The 16,468-nt window shown below is 44.6% G+C and carries 11 protein-coding genes; 3 read left to right on the plus strand and 8 right to left on the minus strand.

The genetic code is table 11. The features are described from left to right. The first annotated feature begins 16 nt into the window (after positions 1-16). The gene (locus tag AACT42_RS05170) at positions 17-1,090 is read left to right on the plus strand and encodes a protein-glutamate methylesterase/protein-glutamine glutaminase (RefSeq protein ID WP_017044770.1); all 1,074 of its coding nucleotides are present in this window, start codon (positions 17-19) and stop codon (positions 1,088-1,090) included. Positions 1,091-1,155: 65 nt separating this feature from the next. Here AACT42_RS05170 and AACT42_RS05175 read toward each other — a convergent pair whose 3' ends face one another. The 3 genes from AACT42_RS05175 to AACT42_RS05185 form a co-directional block, all read right to left on the minus strand. Further along, positions 1,156-1,455, minus strand: coding sequence for a hypothetical protein (locus tag AACT42_RS05175; protein ID WP_017043621.1), 300 nt, complete (start codon positions 1,453-1,455; stop codon positions 1,156-1,158). A 246-nt stretch (positions 1,456-1,701) separates the two neighbouring features. Next, a complete protein-coding gene (asnS, locus tag AACT42_RS05180; protein WP_029189815.1) occupies positions 1,702-3,102 on the minus strand; it encodes an asparagine--tRNA ligase in 1,401 nt (466 codons plus the stop codon). A gap of 154 nt (positions 3,103-3,256) precedes the next feature. Next, positions 3,257-4,888, minus strand: a complete 1,632-nt coding sequence (locus AACT42_RS05185) for a methyl-accepting chemotaxis protein (RefSeq protein WP_017048608.1) — start codon at positions 4,886-4,888, stop codon at positions 3,257-3,259. Positions 4,889-5,193: 305 nt separating this feature from the next. On the opposite strand from AACT42_RS05185, the gene queD reads away from it, so the two are divergent. After that, positions 5,194-5,553, plus strand: coding sequence for a 6-carboxytetrahydropterin synthase QueD (gene queD, locus AACT42_RS05190; RefSeq protein WP_010320709.1), 360 nt, complete (start codon positions 5,194-5,196; stop codon positions 5,551-5,553). A gap of 96 nt (positions 5,554-5,649) precedes the next feature. Here the strand turns inward: queD and AACT42_RS05195 are convergent, their stop codons facing one another. Then, on the minus strand, positions 5,650-6,849 hold the full coding sequence (locus AACT42_RS05195) for an HNH endonuclease signature motif containing protein (protein WP_094134087.1): 1,200 nt from the start codon (positions 6,847-6,849) through the stop codon (positions 5,650-5,652). Positions 6,850-7,469: 620 nt separating this feature from the next. Between AACT42_RS05195 and AACT42_RS05200 the strand changes: the two genes are divergently transcribed. Further along, positions 7,470-11,207: a M66 family metalloprotease gene (locus AACT42_RS05200; protein WP_161441923.1), complete on the plus strand. Its 3,738-nt coding sequence runs from the start codon at positions 7,470-7,472 to the stop codon at positions 11,205-11,207. Between the two features lie 104 nt (positions 11,208-11,311). Here AACT42_RS05200 and AACT42_RS05205 read toward each other — a convergent pair whose 3' ends face one another. From AACT42_RS05205 to pabB, 4 genes are all read right to left on the minus strand, one after another. Further along, the gene (locus tag AACT42_RS05205; RefSeq protein ID WP_013856773.1) at positions 11,312-12,673 is read right to left on the minus strand and encodes an L-serine ammonia-lyase; all 1,362 of its coding nucleotides are present in this window, start codon (positions 12,671-12,673) and stop codon (positions 11,312-11,314) included. 101 nt (positions 12,674-12,774) lie between these two features. Further along, complete coding sequence (locus tag AACT42_RS05210) at positions 12,775-14,028, minus strand: aromatic amino acid transport family protein (RefSeq protein WP_017047579.1); 1,254 nt, start codon at positions 14,026-14,028, stop codon at positions 12,775-12,777. A 299-nt stretch (positions 14,029-14,327) separates the two neighbouring features. After that, the gene (locus AACT42_RS05215; RefSeq protein ID WP_017044764.1) at positions 14,328-14,957 is read right to left on the minus strand and encodes a CoA pyrophosphatase; all 630 of its coding nucleotides are present in this window, start codon (positions 14,955-14,957) and stop codon (positions 14,328-14,330) included. 65 nt (positions 14,958-15,022) lie between these two features. Beyond that, on the minus strand, positions 15,023-16,414 hold the full coding sequence (gene pabB / locus AACT42_RS05220; RefSeq protein WP_094134089.1) for an aminodeoxychorismate synthase component I: 1,392 nt from the start codon (positions 16,412-16,414) through the stop codon (positions 15,023-15,025). Positions 16,415-16,468: the final 54 nt, after the last annotated feature.

The following is a 16,468-nucleotide window of genomic DNA, read 5'->3' on the forward strand; positions in this document are numbered from 1 at the left end:
ATTATAGAGGCATTACATGAAAAAAATAAAAGTATTAATCGTGGATGACTCCGCGGTTGTTCGGCAAGTGATCAGCGCTTTGTTGAGTAATGAACCTGATATTGAAGTGCTTACTCCCGCTTCTGATCCTATATTCGCTCAAAAAAAAATGGCTGTTCAATGGCCAGATGTGATTATTTTAGATGTAGAAATGCCTCGTATGGATGGTATTACGTTTCTTAAGCAACTGATGGCGGAGCATCCGACGCCAGTCATCATTTGTTCTACACTGACGGAACGTGGCGCGGAAGTGACTATGCAAGCATTGCAAGCGGGTGCGTTGACGATTATCACTAAACCCAAAGCAGGGTTGAAAGATTTTCTACAAGAAAGTCGGCAGGAAATGTTAAGTGCGGTGCGCGCCGCTGCACAAGCAAAGCTAGAAAATATTGTTAAACCCAAACCTCATGTACTCAAGAAAGTACAGCAAACAATGCCGAATCCGAATCACCCGACATTAACATTGAAAACCACACAAAAAGTGGTAGTGATCGGCACATCTACAGGTGGGACACAAGCTTTAGAAGCGATCTTAACAGCATTGCCAGCAGTCTCTCCGGGGATTGTTATCGTGCAACATATGCCCGAAAAATTTACTGCGATGTTTGCTGACCGGCTCAATGGGCTTTGTCAAATAGAGGTCAGGGAAGCAAAGAATGGCGACCGAGTTCTTCCGGGGTTGGCATTGATCGCTCCAGGTGGCCGTCACATGCAACTGAATCGAAGTGGTGCACATTATCAAGTTGAAATCAAAGATGGCCCCGCAGTTAACAGGCATAAACCATCAGTCGATGTACTTTTTCGCTCAGCGGCAAAACATGTAGGCCCTAACGCTGTCGGTTTTATTTTGACGGGAATGGGAGATGATGGCGCACGAGGTTTGCATGAGTTGAAAGAGAGCGGTGCCTATACAGTTGCACAAGATGAAGCAAGCTGTATCGTTTTTGGTATGCCCAAAGAGGCAATCGAACGTGGTGGTGCTTGTTCGGTGCTACCACTCAATCAAATAGCGCAGGAAATATTGCAACGAGCTTCATCGAGGCACTTATAGATCAGATCTTCATTTATTTTTAGTTGAAACCGACTTGTTGAGACGCTCCCAACAAGTCGTAGTAGTTACTTTTTTAAGCCAATTTGAGATTCGATGGCTTCGGTTTCTATTTCAGGGTGTTCGGCGAGCTTTTCTGAAGCCCATTGATTGATATGCTTCAAAATAGCCGACACGGCATGTTTTTTTGTTGCTTGCTCATTTTCTGCCACATCTAACGCTTGTTTAGGCTTTAAGCCAGTAGCATCTTCTGCGATATGAAGCCAATCAGGATGCCAGTAGTAAGGTTGACCAGAAGGAGTCATCCAGCCATGAACACCGTTTGTTTCACCATTGTACTGCAAATTATCTACATCATTTTTTTTCATATAAGTTCTCGCCATGGATCGATCTGAATACGTGGTTAATGTAACTCGGTTGCATAGCACAATAGAGTGAACATGATCATGTAATTGAACTAAATGTAACAAAGGAAGATGAAATTGAGGTGATTTTGATCTCATGTTTATTTGAAATTCACTCTATTGTTATTGAGAGTGAACACTGATTGTTGGGGAAATAAAAAAACCACCGGGTTTAACGTCGGTGGTTTTTACAAAAATCGTGTTTGATTTTTAGAAGTTTGCAGAGCGTGGTGTACGTGGGAAAGGAATTACATCACGCACGTTGCCCATACCAGTCACGTAGGATACTAAGCGCTCAAAGCCAAGGCCGAAACCCGCGTGCGGTACAGTACCGTAACGACGTAAGTCGCGATACCAACTCATGTGTTCAGGATCTATGCCCATTTCAATCATACGCGCATCAAGAACATCTAAACGTTCTTCACGTTGAGAGCCACCGATGATTTCACCAATACCTGGGGCAAGAACATCCATTGCAGCGACAGTTTTACCATCGTCGTTTAGACGCATGTAAAATGCTTTGATGTCTTTAGGGTAGTTCTTGACGATCACAGGCGCTTTGAAGTGCTCTTCAGCAAGGAAGCGCTCGTGTTCAGAAGAAAGATCAATGCCCCATTCAACATCAAATTCAAACTTACGACCTGAATCGATTAGGATCTTCACCGCATCGGTATAGTCTACTTGCGCAAAATCTGAATTAACGAACTGCTCAAGACGAGTAATTGCCTCTTTGTCGATACGCGAAGCAAAAAACTCAAGGTCATCACGACGTTCTTCAAGAACAGCTTTGAAGACATACTTCAGCATATCTTCAGCCAGTTTCGCGACATCGTTTAGATCAGCAAACGCGACTTCTGGCTCTACCATCCAAAATTCTGCAAGGTGGCGGCTCGTGTTTGAATTTTCAGCACGGAACGTTGGGCCAAAAGTGTACACTTTGCTTAATGCACAAGCATACGCTTCGGCATTTAACTGTCCTGAAACTGTAAGAAATGTCTCTTTGCCGAAGAAGTCTTCATTGAAATCGACATTGCCTTGCTCAGTACGAGGAAGGTTAGCGAAATCCAGCGTTGAAACACGGAACATTTCACCCGCACCTTCTGCATCAGAAGCGGTAATCAGCGGCGCTGACATCCAGAAATAACCTTGCTCGTGGTAAAAGCGGTGGATGGCTTGAGAAAGGGAGTTGCGTACACGAGCCACTGCGCCAATCACGTTGGTGCGTGGGCGAAGATGCGCCACTTCACGAAGATATTCAATTGAATGGCGAGTTTTTGCCATTGGGTAGGTTTCAGCATCTTCAACCCAGCCAACAACCTTCACCTCAGTTGCTGCAAGTTCAAATGCTTGACCAGAAGCAGGGGACTCAACAATCTTACCTGTTACTTCGACAGAGCAGCCAGTAGTGAGCTTTAGCACTTCGTCATTGTAATTATTCAGATTATTAGGGACCACGGCCTGAATCGGGTCGAAACAAGAGCCGTCATAAATGGCAAGAAAAGAGATTCCAGCTTTGGAATCACGACGAGAACGAATCCAGCCTCGGACAGTCACTTTACTGTCAACGGCCAGCTTACCGCTCAATACGTCTGTTACAGGCGCGTAAGTCATGTTTGATATAGTCTCCATTGAGGTAAAAATTCAACCCAATGTTCAAAGGTATTCTCACTCTATAAAGTGGACAAAAAACAAGCGAAACATTGGGTTGCTTATTACTTTTTAATTCAATGGCACATATTACCTGTCAATTCGTTCGCATCAACCTTTATTGTCGATTCGTGGCCGAATTCTTAGCAGAAAGCGTAAATTGATTCATCAATGTTTCTAAGCGCTGCGATAGCTGTTTTAAATTGACGCTGATTTCTCGGGTTTGCGTTGCCGATTGAGACGTATCATCAGCATGTCGAGTAATGACTTCGATCTTCCCTTGAATTTCTTGGCTGACTTGTGTGGTCGTTCGTGTTTGATCTTGAATATTGTTTGCATGATCAAGCACCTGCTGCATCTCTTGTACGGCATTACTCATTGCGGAAGATAAAACTTCGACTTCATTTGAACGTTGATGCGCATGTGAGCAAACCAAATCAACTGAGGCGAGCGATGTTTCACTGTCACGTTGGAATTGAGCGATGATTTTCTCAATGTTTCCAGTCGCTTCTGCTGTTCGTGAGGCGAGTTTTCGCACTTCATCGGCCACGACCGCAAAGCCTCTTCCTTGTTCACCCGCTCGTGCTGCTTCAATCGCCGCGTTTAAAGCCAGCAAATTAGTTTGTTCGGCGATACTTTTAATCGTTTCAAGAATGGAGGAAACCAGCCCTGTCTGATTATTAAGTTCAGAAATTTTATCTTTCACGGACTCGATATCGCTTACCAAACCTTTGATATCTGCGCTAGCTGTATGTGCTTGCTGTGCACTTTGTTGAGCGACATTAGCGGTATGTTTGATAAGCTTTGACGCATCAACGGTAGCTTGATTAACCGTCTGTTGTTGAGATTGCATCTCTTCAATATTGAGCTGAACGTCAGAGGTTTCACGCTGCTGATTTTTTGCCGCTTGGTTGGTTGTTTGTGCTACGTCGGTTAACTGGTTTGCTGAATCGGCAAGCGAATGAGAGGTCTCTTGCACTTTTGCCAAACTGTCCGAAACCGTGTCCATTAAAGAGTTGATGGAGACCGCGAGTTGTCCGAGTTCATCTTTTTTGGTGCTGATAAGCCGTTTTGATAAATCTTTGCTCTTACTGATTTCACACATGAATCGTGACGTATGCTGGATAGGGCGAACAATCATCTTGCGGATCAAAAAAAGCGTGATCATAAATCCGATAAAGGCAATGGAAGCCATAATAATAACGGCAATGACAGTGTGAGTACTGATCATTTGGTTTACATGGCTCAGGTTATATTCAAGACGAATAGCTCCTAAAACGGTTCCTTCTTCCGCCATATGACAAGATACGCAGTTTGTGCCTCGGTAATCTAGGCTTGATTTCATCGGTAAGGCGACGACTAATCCTTTCCCCCAGGAAGCATTGAATGGTTCAATGACGGTTTCCCCGGCCAGTGCGCGTTTATCTATCTCGTCCATTGGCTGTTGATTTTCTTTTCCAGGACCATAAAGTTTACTGACCGCCTCTGAACGTAATACTCGCACCTGTTCAATACCATCTTGCGCGAGTGCCTTTTGGCGTAAGGTCTCTTTCTGAGCCATGGTACCAGTCAACATCATCATATTGAGGCTATCAAAGTAGTTACTCGCTTTATCGTGTAACTGCTCGCTCAACACCGAATTGAGAAGGTCACGTTGTTGTATATATTGATAGCTCGTTGACACCGTTAATACAAAAGCAAAAACGGTGATGAGCGTAAGTAGCAATTTAGACGTAATTGTTGAGTTCATGATAATTTTATTATTATTGAGAGGGTGACAGTGTAAATATAGCGTTAATATGCACTAGTGCAAAAGTTGTAGTCTTTGGAGTGTGACCCTATACATATTATAGGTTTAACAAATGTGATGTGGCACGTCATGATTCCCTATTAATGCTTAAAATATCACTCAAAGGCGTGGGATTTTCCGTTGTATCACCGTGATAAATTGTACTGTTTCATCTGTCTTGCAATGTAAACAAAGCTGTCTAGAAACTTGTTTCGTGAGTCTATATTCCTTAGTATTGCCTCTCTTTTAAAAGCTTGAGAACCAAGATGAAAACAGAATTATACAAAGAGTTTATGTTTGAAGCCGCGCATCGCTTACCTCATGTACCTGCAGGGCATAAGTGCGGCCGTTTACATGGGCACTCTTTTTTAGTTCGTCTGTATGTAGAAGGTGAGGTCGATCCTCATACTGGTTGGGTGATTGATTTTTCTGAAATTAAAGCGATATTTAAACCTATTTATGATCGTTTAGATCACTATTACTTGAATGACATTGAAGGGTTAGAGAACCCAACCAGTGAAGTGCTTGCGAAATGGATTTGGCAACAATTAAAGCCAAGCTTACCACTGCTCAGCAAAGTTGAAATTAAAGAAACCTGCACGGCGGGTTGTATTTATAAAGGCTAATACCAGCAGATAATTCCCAACAATAAACAATAAACAATAAATAACAAGTAGATAGGCACTACTATCGCGCCTATCTACTTACCCAAAATAAAGAGCCTAATAACCCCAAATTTGGCTTACATATTCAGGATGATCGATATAGGGATTTCGGTTACCTTGAAATTGATAAACGGCGTCATTGCGCTGGCGTTCTTTAGCACTCACAGGATCTTCTTGGTGCCAACGCTTTAGCATAGCCAGAGCCCAAGCTTCAAAAACCACGGTACTAGTACCATCAAGTATGGCATCAGCGTTGTCAGTATTTCCTTGCCAGCTGCCGATACGGTTCTCGTAGCGGGTTGCCATGTAAAAATAGGCGCGCGCTAGATCACCTTTAAATTCATCAATAGGCTCAAATACGGTGCCATTATAACCTAGCGTATTGCTTGCACTGCCAAGTTTTGAACCATTACTTGAGGTATAAGTGATATGACCAACTTCGCCAAATGGCCAGTTACTGCGTTTTGCATTAACAAAACCATCAGTGGCAAACAAGTGGTGACCGTCGGAATTCATTGGCTCAACGCTGCCCCCAAACCAACTTTTAGGAAATGAGTGTTCCCTATTGTAACAATCGCCTTCTCGTCGATACTGACCACACTGATCGCTGACTTTAGTAAAACTAACACTGTCGTTGTTGTCAGGTTTCTCAGAATAGATATCTAACATTGAACCGTCATTCTCATAGTAGTTATCTATGTCTGCATTTTGTAATAGTGTCCAAATTGCGGAATAACCGCGGCTATTATGATTCTTTATGATGTTGTATAAGGCCGTTTTTAGTTCAAAACCTGTTTTTCCTATCGCGGCTTGATAATAGTCATGGTTAGCGGGAGGTGTTGATTCACCAAGTAATAAGCTGTTTGATTGGTTGTATTGAAATTCTCCACCAGAGGCCAGTATTTCCGAGCCTTTGGCTAAGGAATAAAGACCATTGCCAGAGCCACAGCAAATACCATCACCATAACTGTCATGGATGGTGAATTGATATTCACCATCCGATAAGCATATTTCTTGGCTATAAGATGTGGAGTCTGAGTAATTATTACCCGCATAAATAACCTGTGAGAGGCTGTTTTTTATTTCCCAACTTGTTTCAGAAGCATATTGATCGGTGGTTAAATTCAGAGTCAGGTTGTGAGCGCGACATGTCACATGGCTTGATGGTTGCTCAGCGTTACTATTTTCTGTCTGCGCACTGGTAAGGGGAGAGCAAAGCAGTGCCAGTAGGGTAAGGTATGAAATTTTCGGTGTCATAATTTTCTCATTGGATAGTTAAATCGCAACTAAGATAACCATTTGCTCAGTCAATAAATTAAACCTATATCGCATTTTAATTTGTTATGTATGTGATGTTTCATTATTTATGCAGGAGATCTCACGTTCAGAAGGCTGTGCAAAAAGGTGTTCATAAAAACCTACGCAGTCTGCATATATACAATCTCTTTTCTTACCGCGACTGACACGCTGCCGTTTAGTCAATATCTGTGCGATAAAATTGCCAAAAAAGTTGATCGCTTAATCCTCTCAATGCTCATGAACAATCGTAATCATTCTCTTTCGGTGTGCGTGTTATATTCTTAAGTATCATTGTTTCTGATTGATTTTAATAAAATTATTTATTGTTTGCATGCATTTTTGTTGCACACTTTTTCGCGTGAATTCTCACTTTCAAGACGTCAACCTCATTGGGTTGGAACCCTTATCTCGTTACGGACATAGTGATTCTATCGAAATGAAATTAGGTAACTAATAATGAATCGGTAACCCAGTTGTCTATATCCGGAATCGATTGTTGCTTAACCAGCGCAGATTTCGTGGGTTGCTGCTGCTGAAATTCAGGCACGTCACTATAAACTAAAATGAGCAATCCAATGATGAATAAGAAACCATTAACGCTTCTGGTAGCAGGGCTACTGGGAAGCGCACCCGTTTGGGCGCAAAATGAGCTCACCTTGATCCAGATCGGGGAAAAAATCGTCGAGCGGTTAGAATCGATTAAAGCGACCGCCGAACGTGGAGAAGGGGTGTTTGAACGCAACGGTGAGCGTTGGATCCACTATAAAGGCTTCGATTATCGGCTTAGTTACGAAAATGATCTGCAATTCCCCTTTATACCTTATCAAAGTGGCGATGATACACCTTATCGCAATGTGATCGATTTTGTCGATCAGAGTTGGGAATTCATGGTGTACGACGGCGGTTTTTATCTGATGAGCCGCGAATTTGGTGTTTACGAATCGGACGAGCAAGGATGCTTTGTGGAATACATTCCTGCGGCACACGGGTCTAAGCGCGCCGATGGTAGCTACATCTGGCAACGTGATGTCATCTATCGTACCGAAACCTCTGATTGTGGTGCGTTAGTGAAGCCAGAGATTACCTCGTTAACCGTTTCGAGTTTGTCTGATGTCGGTGTGTCGTTTGACTGGCTTGGGCAAAATGAAGCCGATAAGACTCAGCTCACCTTAACCAATTTGAGTGATGCGAAGGATGTTCGCCGCTATGATTCGGTTTCTGCGGGCTTTTTTATCGGTGACCTTAAGCCAGGCACATCATATGAGATGGTGTTGAACTCGTGTAATCCAGTGGATTGTGCTGAGCCCAAGGTAGTGCGCTTTACTGCTCAAGATGATCGAGTCGGCTTTGCTGATGAGATCCCAACCCCGAACCATTTGCAAGGCAGTTTAGAGGGTGGGTTGGGTATTACGCAAACTCATACATCAGTCGCGCCGAATAGCAATGAGTTAACTGGTCAAGGTCATTTGGACGTGATCATGAACCGTGAAGCGATGCTGCTGTTTACCCCGCAACAAGGGGAAGAAATTAACCAAGTTCGCGCCGAAGTGTTCCTCGATGGCGAATTAGTTCACAGCGCATTGATGCTACCACCTAGTGCATTAGCAGCCTCGGATCAGCCGGACAATGGTCGTATGAAGGTGGTGTTCTCTCATCACGCTTGGTCACTGCCGCTGCAATGGAATTGGATGAAGCCGGAGCTCTCACTGCGCTTGACCGACAACTTAGGCCGTGAAGGTGTGCTCAGCCAAGGAGACATCCAGTTTGGTGGTGCGCCTGAGTTGGTGATTCAAAATATCGACATGGGCATGCTGACTCAACCGCGTAACCGCAATACGATGATTCAAAATCTTCCAACTTTGGCCGCGGATTATTTCCAAAAAATACCCGCGTCTAAATTGGTGATGGCTGACTACACTCCTGCCTATTTCCCTGTTGTCACTATGCCAAATGGTGTGGTGTACACCGATAAGAGTGCGAGTACGGGTGGTTGGCACAGCGGCGATATGCGTGAAGCGATCGGTAAAGCGTTGGTCTCTACAGGTGTTAACAACGCCAACGTCGGCATTGTGAGTAGTGCGGGTTATTCGCAGCAATACAACCGCCGCTACAACCACATTACCGCACACACCAACGTCGGGGTGTATACCAAAGAAGGTACAGATTTAGCTCAAGTTGTGGTTCATGGCGGCAGTGGCGGTGGCGGTAAAGTAACCCTGCAAAATACTACCGGCAATGAATGGTCCCATGAACTGGGCCATAACTATGGGCTTGGCCACTACCCATATATGGCGTCGATTCACGATATGGAATCTGGCTGGGGTTGGGATGCGTTCCAGCAACGTTTTATTGGTAACTTGCACTGGAAAAGCGACGTTTACACCCAACAGCAAGGTGACGATATTGTACCGCCGTTTAAAGATGCGTTCCGTTTCCTGCGTGATGCGCAAAATGGCGGTGAACAAGAGTACGTTGGCACCATCAGCCGCTTTACCTTGGAGCATCCGGCTCAGTCGCGCAAAGCACAGCGTTGGATGAACAACGGTTTTAACCTTGATAGCAACAGCCCAAGCGGTTATGTGCAGTGGGATCAGAGTACCCAACGTTATAAAGCGGTAGAAACCGATACACCGAAACCGCAGCAAGTGGGCGTACCCGTAGTTACTTTATTGGGGATTTACGATCCGCAGAATGAGAACCCTAGCCAAATCTATCCTCTGATTTACTCGAATTATGGCAACGTGTTTGAGCTGCCGCAGCCAGAGCAAGGGGATTATCAGTTGGAAGGTTGGCAAGCGGTGGCGAACCTGACTCAGGCACAGCTCGATAGCGATATTTGGCAAACATTACGCATAGATGGTGAGCAGCAACGTTTGTGTAAGTTTACTTTCCAAGCGGCCAATGGCGATAGATCGCAGTTTGTCGGTGGGGTTGAACCCAGTACCGACCGTTGTTCTGTTGGACGCGATGTGACATGGAACATCAACGTGAACATGACTTCTGCACAAGGTGAGTATGAATTGCTTTCCAAGTATGGTCGCGGAATGGTGACTTACACACCGACGGCCGATGTCGGTGAAGTGAGCCTATGTACACTCAATAAGTCTGGAAATGATCACGATGGAGCTGGATTTGTCGTTGGTAATCACTGTGAACAGGTTGCAGGTGTGATGCATAAAAATGGCCAAACGTGGCGCTATGCTATTCGTGGCGATGAAGTGTTGCGTCCTACTTACCAGGTTCAGGGCCAGTGTCAGTTGGATGTTGAATTTGCAGATGGGATCCGCGAACAAGTGCGATTGAGTACCTCTCGCCACGCTGGCAATGAAAGTAACAAGTTCCACATCAATTTATCGATGGAGCATGGGGTTCCCACTCAAGTGAGTCTGCACTGTTCAGATCGAGAGGGGGATACGGAACTGACTCGAATGACGCCAGATCAGAACCCGCCGCTGGATAAGCTCAAAGGCCCAATCATCATTGGCCAAGAGTACGGTTACAGCCAAGTGGTCGATATGACACCAACCTTCGCACAGAATGAAACTCTGCTGAACACGGATTTTGCAACGATCGCTGAGTTTGATGCTTTTGTGGCCGAACACTATGGGCGTGGCGTTCTAAACAATGGCGTGACGAAAGCGGAGCGCCGAGCGGGGGCATTGTATGTCTACCCGAACCCAGAAACGGGCATGCGTGATTACTTTGTAATGCGTATGGTAGATGCTGGCGCATTCCCGGCCGATCAAACCAGTAATCAAGGTTGGAAATACCTAGGTTCGGCAGATCGCTATGTGAACTTTGCTTTCAACCCAATCAAGCTCAATAGAGCGGCTGGTGTGAGCATTGAAGCGCGTGTACAAAGCTATTTTGGTGTATCTCGCTTATTGACATGGGATGAGCGTACCTCAACCACTTGGGATAAGGCGCAAAATGCGGTGTTTGTTGGGCAAATCGATGGTGAAAACCATTACTTTATCCAAAAACGCCCAGGAGAGGGGGAAGCTTTCCCGATGCTTGGAGAGTCAAACCTAGATTGGGTTTACCTCGGCAGCGACAGCACCATTCAAGCTTATCTTGCGGAATTAAATCGTGATTTAGCAAGCTTTGAACGTTCGTTACTGGAGTGGTATCAACAAGATGCGATGGGCGTGTGGGGCAGTGATGGCCAGCGTGGTCAAGTGAACGATATTTATCAATACGCTTTCCGTGGCGGCTATCATTACTACCGCTTGAAAGTGACTAAGTACGGTTATTTCCCTTACCCAACCGATCCCAATCCAACCAACAGCAGTTGGGAATATCTCGGTCAGTTTTAAGTTCCTCGCTGGATCGTGAGGTAAAGTCGTAAAATGCGCCACTCGCTGTTAAGCGAGTGGCGTTAAGTTTTAATGAACGAGGTTTTTAAATAGATAGGTGTTCGTTAGCAAACGACTTTAATCGCTAAACCACCTTGGGACGTTTCACGATATTTGGCGTTCATATCTTTACCTGTCTCAAGCATGGTTTCGATCACTTTATCGAGCGAAACACGAGGTGCCGATGAGCGACGTAACGCCATACGCGTTGCGTTGATCGCTTTCACTGCAGCAATACCATTGCGCTCGATACAAGGCACTTGTACTTGTCCCGCGACAGGGTCACAGGTTAAGCCCAAGTTATGTTCCATCGCAATTTCAGCGGCCATGCAAACTTGTTCAGGGCTTCCACCCATCAGTTCTGCAAGGCCCGCGGCTGCCATCGAACAGGCAACACCTACTTCACCTTGACAACCCACTTCCGCACCAGAAATAGAAGCGTTACGTTTGTAAAGCCCACCGATAGCGCCAGAGGCAGCAAAGTAACGGATATAGTCTTTTTCAGTAACGGTCTGAATGAATTTATCGTAATAGGCTAACACTGCAGGAATAATACCGCATGCGCCATTAGTAGGTGCCGTCACTACACGCCCACCCGCGGCATTTTCTTCGTTCACTGCAAAAGCGTACATGTTTACCCAGTCAACGACCGCCATTGGATCATTAGTGGTTTTTTCTGAGGTCATTAATTGTTGACGAAGTGCTGCTGCTCGGCGTGGAACACGAAGAGGCCCTGGTAAGATACCTTCAGTATTCATACCGCGGTCCATACATTCGCGCATGGTTTTCCAAATATTGGCAAAGTAAGTACGAACTTCTTCATCAGAATGTAGTGCTTTTTCGTTAGCCATAACCAGCGTACTGATGGAAAGACCACTCTCTTTGCATTGGTTCATCATCTCGTCAGCGCTAGTGAAGACATAAGGAACTTTAATTGGGTTCTCTTTTTCTTTACCAAAGTTCTCTTCATCAACGATAAAACCACCGCCGATAGAGTAGTAGGTTTTTGAGTAAACGACTTCATCATCGATCCACGCGTGGATCTGCATGCCGTTTTCGTGCAAGGACAAATTCGTTTTGTGGAAATTCATTCCACCTTCTTTAGGAAACGATACGGTATGACAGTGCATACCAACGGGAAGACGCTCGGTTTCTTCAACGCGTGCGATAAAGCCTGGAATAGCATCGATATCAACTTTCTCAGGGGTATTACCAGCAAGACCCATGATGATAGCGATATCTGTGTGGTGACCTTTCCCTGTCAGTGATAATGAACCATAAACGTCCACGGTGATTTTAGTGATGTCGCGCAATTTTCCCATTGAACGTAAATCATCAATAAACTCTTTACCCGCTTTCATTGGTCCCACTGTGTGTGAGCTTGAAGGACCAACACCGATTTTATAGATATCAAATACACTAATCATATCGATTACCTCAAAAGTAAGCCCCCCTAGCTAAGAGGGAGGCTCATTATTATAGTTATGTTCTGTATGCAGTATTCATGACGGTTGATATAACCACCAGATTAAAGAGCGCCGTAGATTACAGAAGTAATAGCAGCAAGACCACAGATAGTTGTGAAAATCTGTACTGGTGCTGAAGTCTTGAACTTAGCCATTGCAGGGATCTTGTGCATTGCAAATACAGGCAGCAGGAACAAGATGCCAGCAATCATAGGTGCGCCCATGGTTTCAATCATGCCTAGGATGCTTGGGTTTACAATCGTTACGATCCAAGTTGTCAACACGATGAAGATCAGTGACATTTTTTCAATCTTGCTTACTGAGCTATTTGAGCGAGATTTAATCAAACCAACTAGGCCTTCATGTGCCCCTAAAAAGTGACCAAAGTAGCTAGAGGTAATCGCTGCAAAGGCAACAAGAGGACCCATGTAAGAGATGATTGGTGATTCATGGATGTTTGCTAGGTAAGAAAGCACAGAAATGTTTTGCTCTTTTGCTAACGCGAGTTGCTCTGGCGACAGAGACAGCACAACAGAGAACACGAAGAACATCACAAAACCCATCAGCATCATGGCCGAGCCACCAGTGATCATATCGGTTTTCTTAACCGCGTTGTCACCATGTTGTAGGCGTTGCTCTTTAGAGAACTGGCTAATGATTGGGCTGTGGTTGAATGAAAACACGATGATAGGAATTGCAAGCCAAACGATGGTTGGCATCGCAGACCAATCAGGTGCGACTTCAATCATAGAGGTGTTCCACTCTGGAATAAGGTAGAAAGAAAGTGCTAATAAAATGAAAACCAATGGATACACCATGGCAGACGTTGCTTTTAGCATCAGCTCTTTACCAAATACTACGCCAGCCGTCATTGCCACAATCAGCGCACCAGAAAGTAACCAACGAGGAATCGATTCCATGCCAACTTGGTTAACAAGGAAGGAATCAACGGTGTTTGTGATACCAACGCCGTAGATAAGAACGATAGGGTAGATGGCGAAAAAGTATGCGAACGTAATAAGGTTTGCGCCAGTTTTACCAAAATGCTCTTCTACTGTGTCAGTAATATCAGAATCAACATTTTTTGAAGAAAGAACAAAGCGAGCTAAGCCTTTATGTGCGAACCAAGTCATTGGCGCCGCAATTAGGGCTAACATTACTAATGGCCAAAAACCACCCGCACCAGCTTTAATTGGAAGGAAAAGTACACCGGCACCAACGGCTGTACCAAAAAGTGAAAGACACCAAGTGAAATCTTTATAAGTCCACTTGCTAGAGGATTGTACGGCAGATGCCGACGAAGTTGTTGTGTTCATATTGTATTACTCATTTTTGGGAACAGGAAATAAGTCGAGCGCATTTTGCATAATTTTCTCATTCGAAAACTAGATCTAAATCATGTAACGTTCTGGCTTATTGAATGATATGTCAAAAACCCATTTTTGATCACGAAAATGGCGTGCTACATGTGAGTAATGTTAATGATTTGGATTAGTAAAAGTTATCAATATAATGCTTCGATTAACATTTATTCATGCCAAACGTTTGCTTTTGGGTGGGATAAGGAAAAATAATCATCCGTGTTATTTAAACTTATGTTTGGATAGTTTGAATATTAATGAGGTTGAATAACTTGTTTTTGTAAAACATGGATGATCTGCGCTGTCATCCCCCAAATAAAATGATGTTGATAAGGGATGGCGAAAACGCGATGTCGTTGATTTTTTACTTGAAATAATTCGCTATAGAGTTTGTTTCGATCAAACAGATGGTGGGCGGGAACTTCAAATATTTCGTCCACTTCATTGGTATCAATAATGGCCTTGTAATTGGGGTTGATAAAAGCAAGAAAGGGCGTCACTACAAATTTACTGACGGTAACCAATTCAGGCAGTTGCCCAAAAATAGTAATGTCGTTTGCTAAAATTCCAATTTCTTCTCTTACTTCACGAAGCGCAGTGATCTGCAGCGAGCCATCGACTTCCTCATATTTCCCGCCAGGAAAACTGATTTGTCCCGGATGATGTTTAAGGTGCGCAGCTCTCTTGGTTAATACCACATTTAAACCATTCTTCCGCTCAACAAAACCAATTAACACTGAAGCCTTGCGTAAGGTTTGAGGAGCAAGGTGTGCCACACGACGGATAGATTCTTCATGATAAGGCACAGGTTGTTGCAACTGAAAGCGCTGGATAAGCCGATCTTTTGTCAAGGGGGTCGCAGTCTGTACGCTGTTTCTCTTCATTTTCGTTACCTATTCGGATTTTGCGTCTACCTCTTTTTAGCCTAGTTCAATAAACCTTGGAAAGGTTAACGAGGTTGTTCGAGCACAGGTAAAATTCGGCTCAGTTTATCCAGTGTCTCCTGATATTCAAGCTCACACTGACTATCGGCAACAATACCGCCACCAGCCCAAACGTGCAGTTGTTGCTTCTCTGCCACCAAAGTTCGGATAGTAATACTGCTGTCCATTGTCCCGTGGCGGCTAATATAGGCGATGCTGCCACAGTAAGCGCTACGGCGGTGAGGCTCTAACTCCTCAATAATTTCCATTGCACGTACTTTTGGTGCGCCAGTAATTGAGCCTCCGGGGAAGCTGGCTCTTAATAGATCGGCCGCGCAATAGGCGGAATCAAGTTCTGCGCGAATGGTACTCACAAGGTGATGCACGGCAGGAAAACTTTCAATATCGAACAGCTTAGGCACATGTACTGACCCCGGTTTTGCCACACGGCCAACATCGTTTCGTAATAGGTCAACGATCATCAAGTTTTCTGCTTGATCTTTTTCTGCGCAAGCAAGGTCTGCCGCGTTAGCGGCGTCAATGCTGGGGTTATCGCTTCTTGGTCGGGTGCCTTTTATCGGCTTAGTTTCGATGATGTTGTGTTTGACCTGCATAAAACGCTCGGGGGAGACACTCAAAATCGCTGACTCCTCTAAGCGAATAAAAGCCGAAAATGGTGCGCAATTAAACGCTTCCAGTTTTTGATAAGCTTGCCATTCACTGCCTTCATAATGCGCTTGAAAACGCTGTGCAAGGTTGATTTGATAACAATCACCATTGAGCAAATAGTGCTGGATTTGCTCAAATTTCCGTTGGTAGCTCTCTTTACTCATGTTGGATTGCCAATCAGAGCGTAATGCAAAATGGCCGTTGTTTTTGGGGTTCTGAGTGTTGAGCCATTGCCATGCCTCATCAATATGATTGCCCACCACATAGGCGGCTTGGTGCAAATGATCAACGACCACAGCCCATTGATAGAGACCAATCGCCATATCAGGTGTGGATAGATCGTGCTCAGCGAGCGTTGGAATTCGTTCTATCTGCCGCCCTAAGTCATAGGCAAAATAACCGAGTGCACCGCCCACGAAAGGAAGGTCTATATCGCTTTGAACATCGGGTAAATACTGCTGCTGCAACTGTTTGAGCAGTTGGAATGGGTCTAACTGAGAATCATAACGAGACTGCGGTTCGCATACCGTCGTTTTATCCCCTTGTGTCACTAAGGTGACCAGTGGTTCAGCGACTAAAATATCAAAACGGCTATCGATATGCGTCTTAGAGGCGGAGCGCAGCAGCATAGCCCACGGGCAGTCTTCGATTTTAGAAAACAATTGGTGAGCGAGATCGACATGGTAAGTCAGTGCGTTAACTTGGATATGATTGAATTCGTTGTTGTTCATTTGCGTAATTTGTGACAAAGAGACCGATCACTGCATGGCGTGTTGAGTAAAGCAAGAGTATCATAAAATGCA

The organism is Vibrio sp. V15_P4S5T153 (assembly GCF_963874485.1).
In the GTDB taxonomy this organism is placed as follows: Bacteria; Pseudomonadota; Gammaproteobacteria; order Enterobacterales; family Vibrionaceae; genus Vibrio; species Vibrio anguillarum.

What these genes read in the sequence shown, in the direction of transcription:
- AACT42_RS05175 (WP_017043621.1), bottom strand. Translation starts at nt 1,455, where the DNA reads ATGAAAAAAAATGATGTAGATAATTTGCAGTACAATGGTGAAACAAAC.
- AACT42_RS05195 (WP_094134087.1), bottom strand. Translation starts at nt 6,849, where the DNA reads ATGACACCGAAAATTTCATACCTTACCCTACTGGCACTGCTTTGCTCT.
- queD (WP_010320709.1), top strand. Translation starts at nt 5,194, where the DNA reads ATGAAAACAGAATTATACAAAGAGTTTATGTTTGAAGCCGCGCATCGC.
- AACT42_RS05205 (WP_013856773.1), bottom strand. Translation starts at nt 12,673, where the DNA reads ATGATTAGTGTATTTGATATCTATAAAATCGGTGTTGGTCCTTCAAGC.
- AACT42_RS05185 (WP_017048608.1), bottom strand. Translation starts at nt 4,888, where the DNA reads ATGAACTCAACAATTACGTCTAAATTGCTACTTACGCTCATCACCGTT.
- asnS (WP_029189815.1), bottom strand. Translation starts at nt 3,102, where the DNA reads ATGACTTACGCGCCTGTAACAGACGTATTGAGCGGTAAGCTGGCCGTT.
- AACT42_RS05215 (WP_017044764.1), bottom strand. Translation starts at nt 14,957, where the DNA reads ATGAAGAGAAACAGCGTACAGACTGCGACCCCCTTGACAAAAGATCGG.
- AACT42_RS05210 (WP_017047579.1), bottom strand. Translation starts at nt 14,028, where the DNA reads ATGAACACAACAACTTCGTCGGCATCTGCCGTACAATCCTCTAGCAAG.
- AACT42_RS05170 (WP_017044770.1), top strand. Translation starts at nt 17, where the DNA reads ATGAAAAAAATAAAAGTATTAATCGTGGATGACTCCGCGGTTGTTCGG.
- AACT42_RS05200 (WP_161441923.1), top strand. Translation starts at nt 7,470, where the DNA reads ATGAATAAGAAACCATTAACGCTTCTGGTAGCAGGGCTACTGGGAAGC.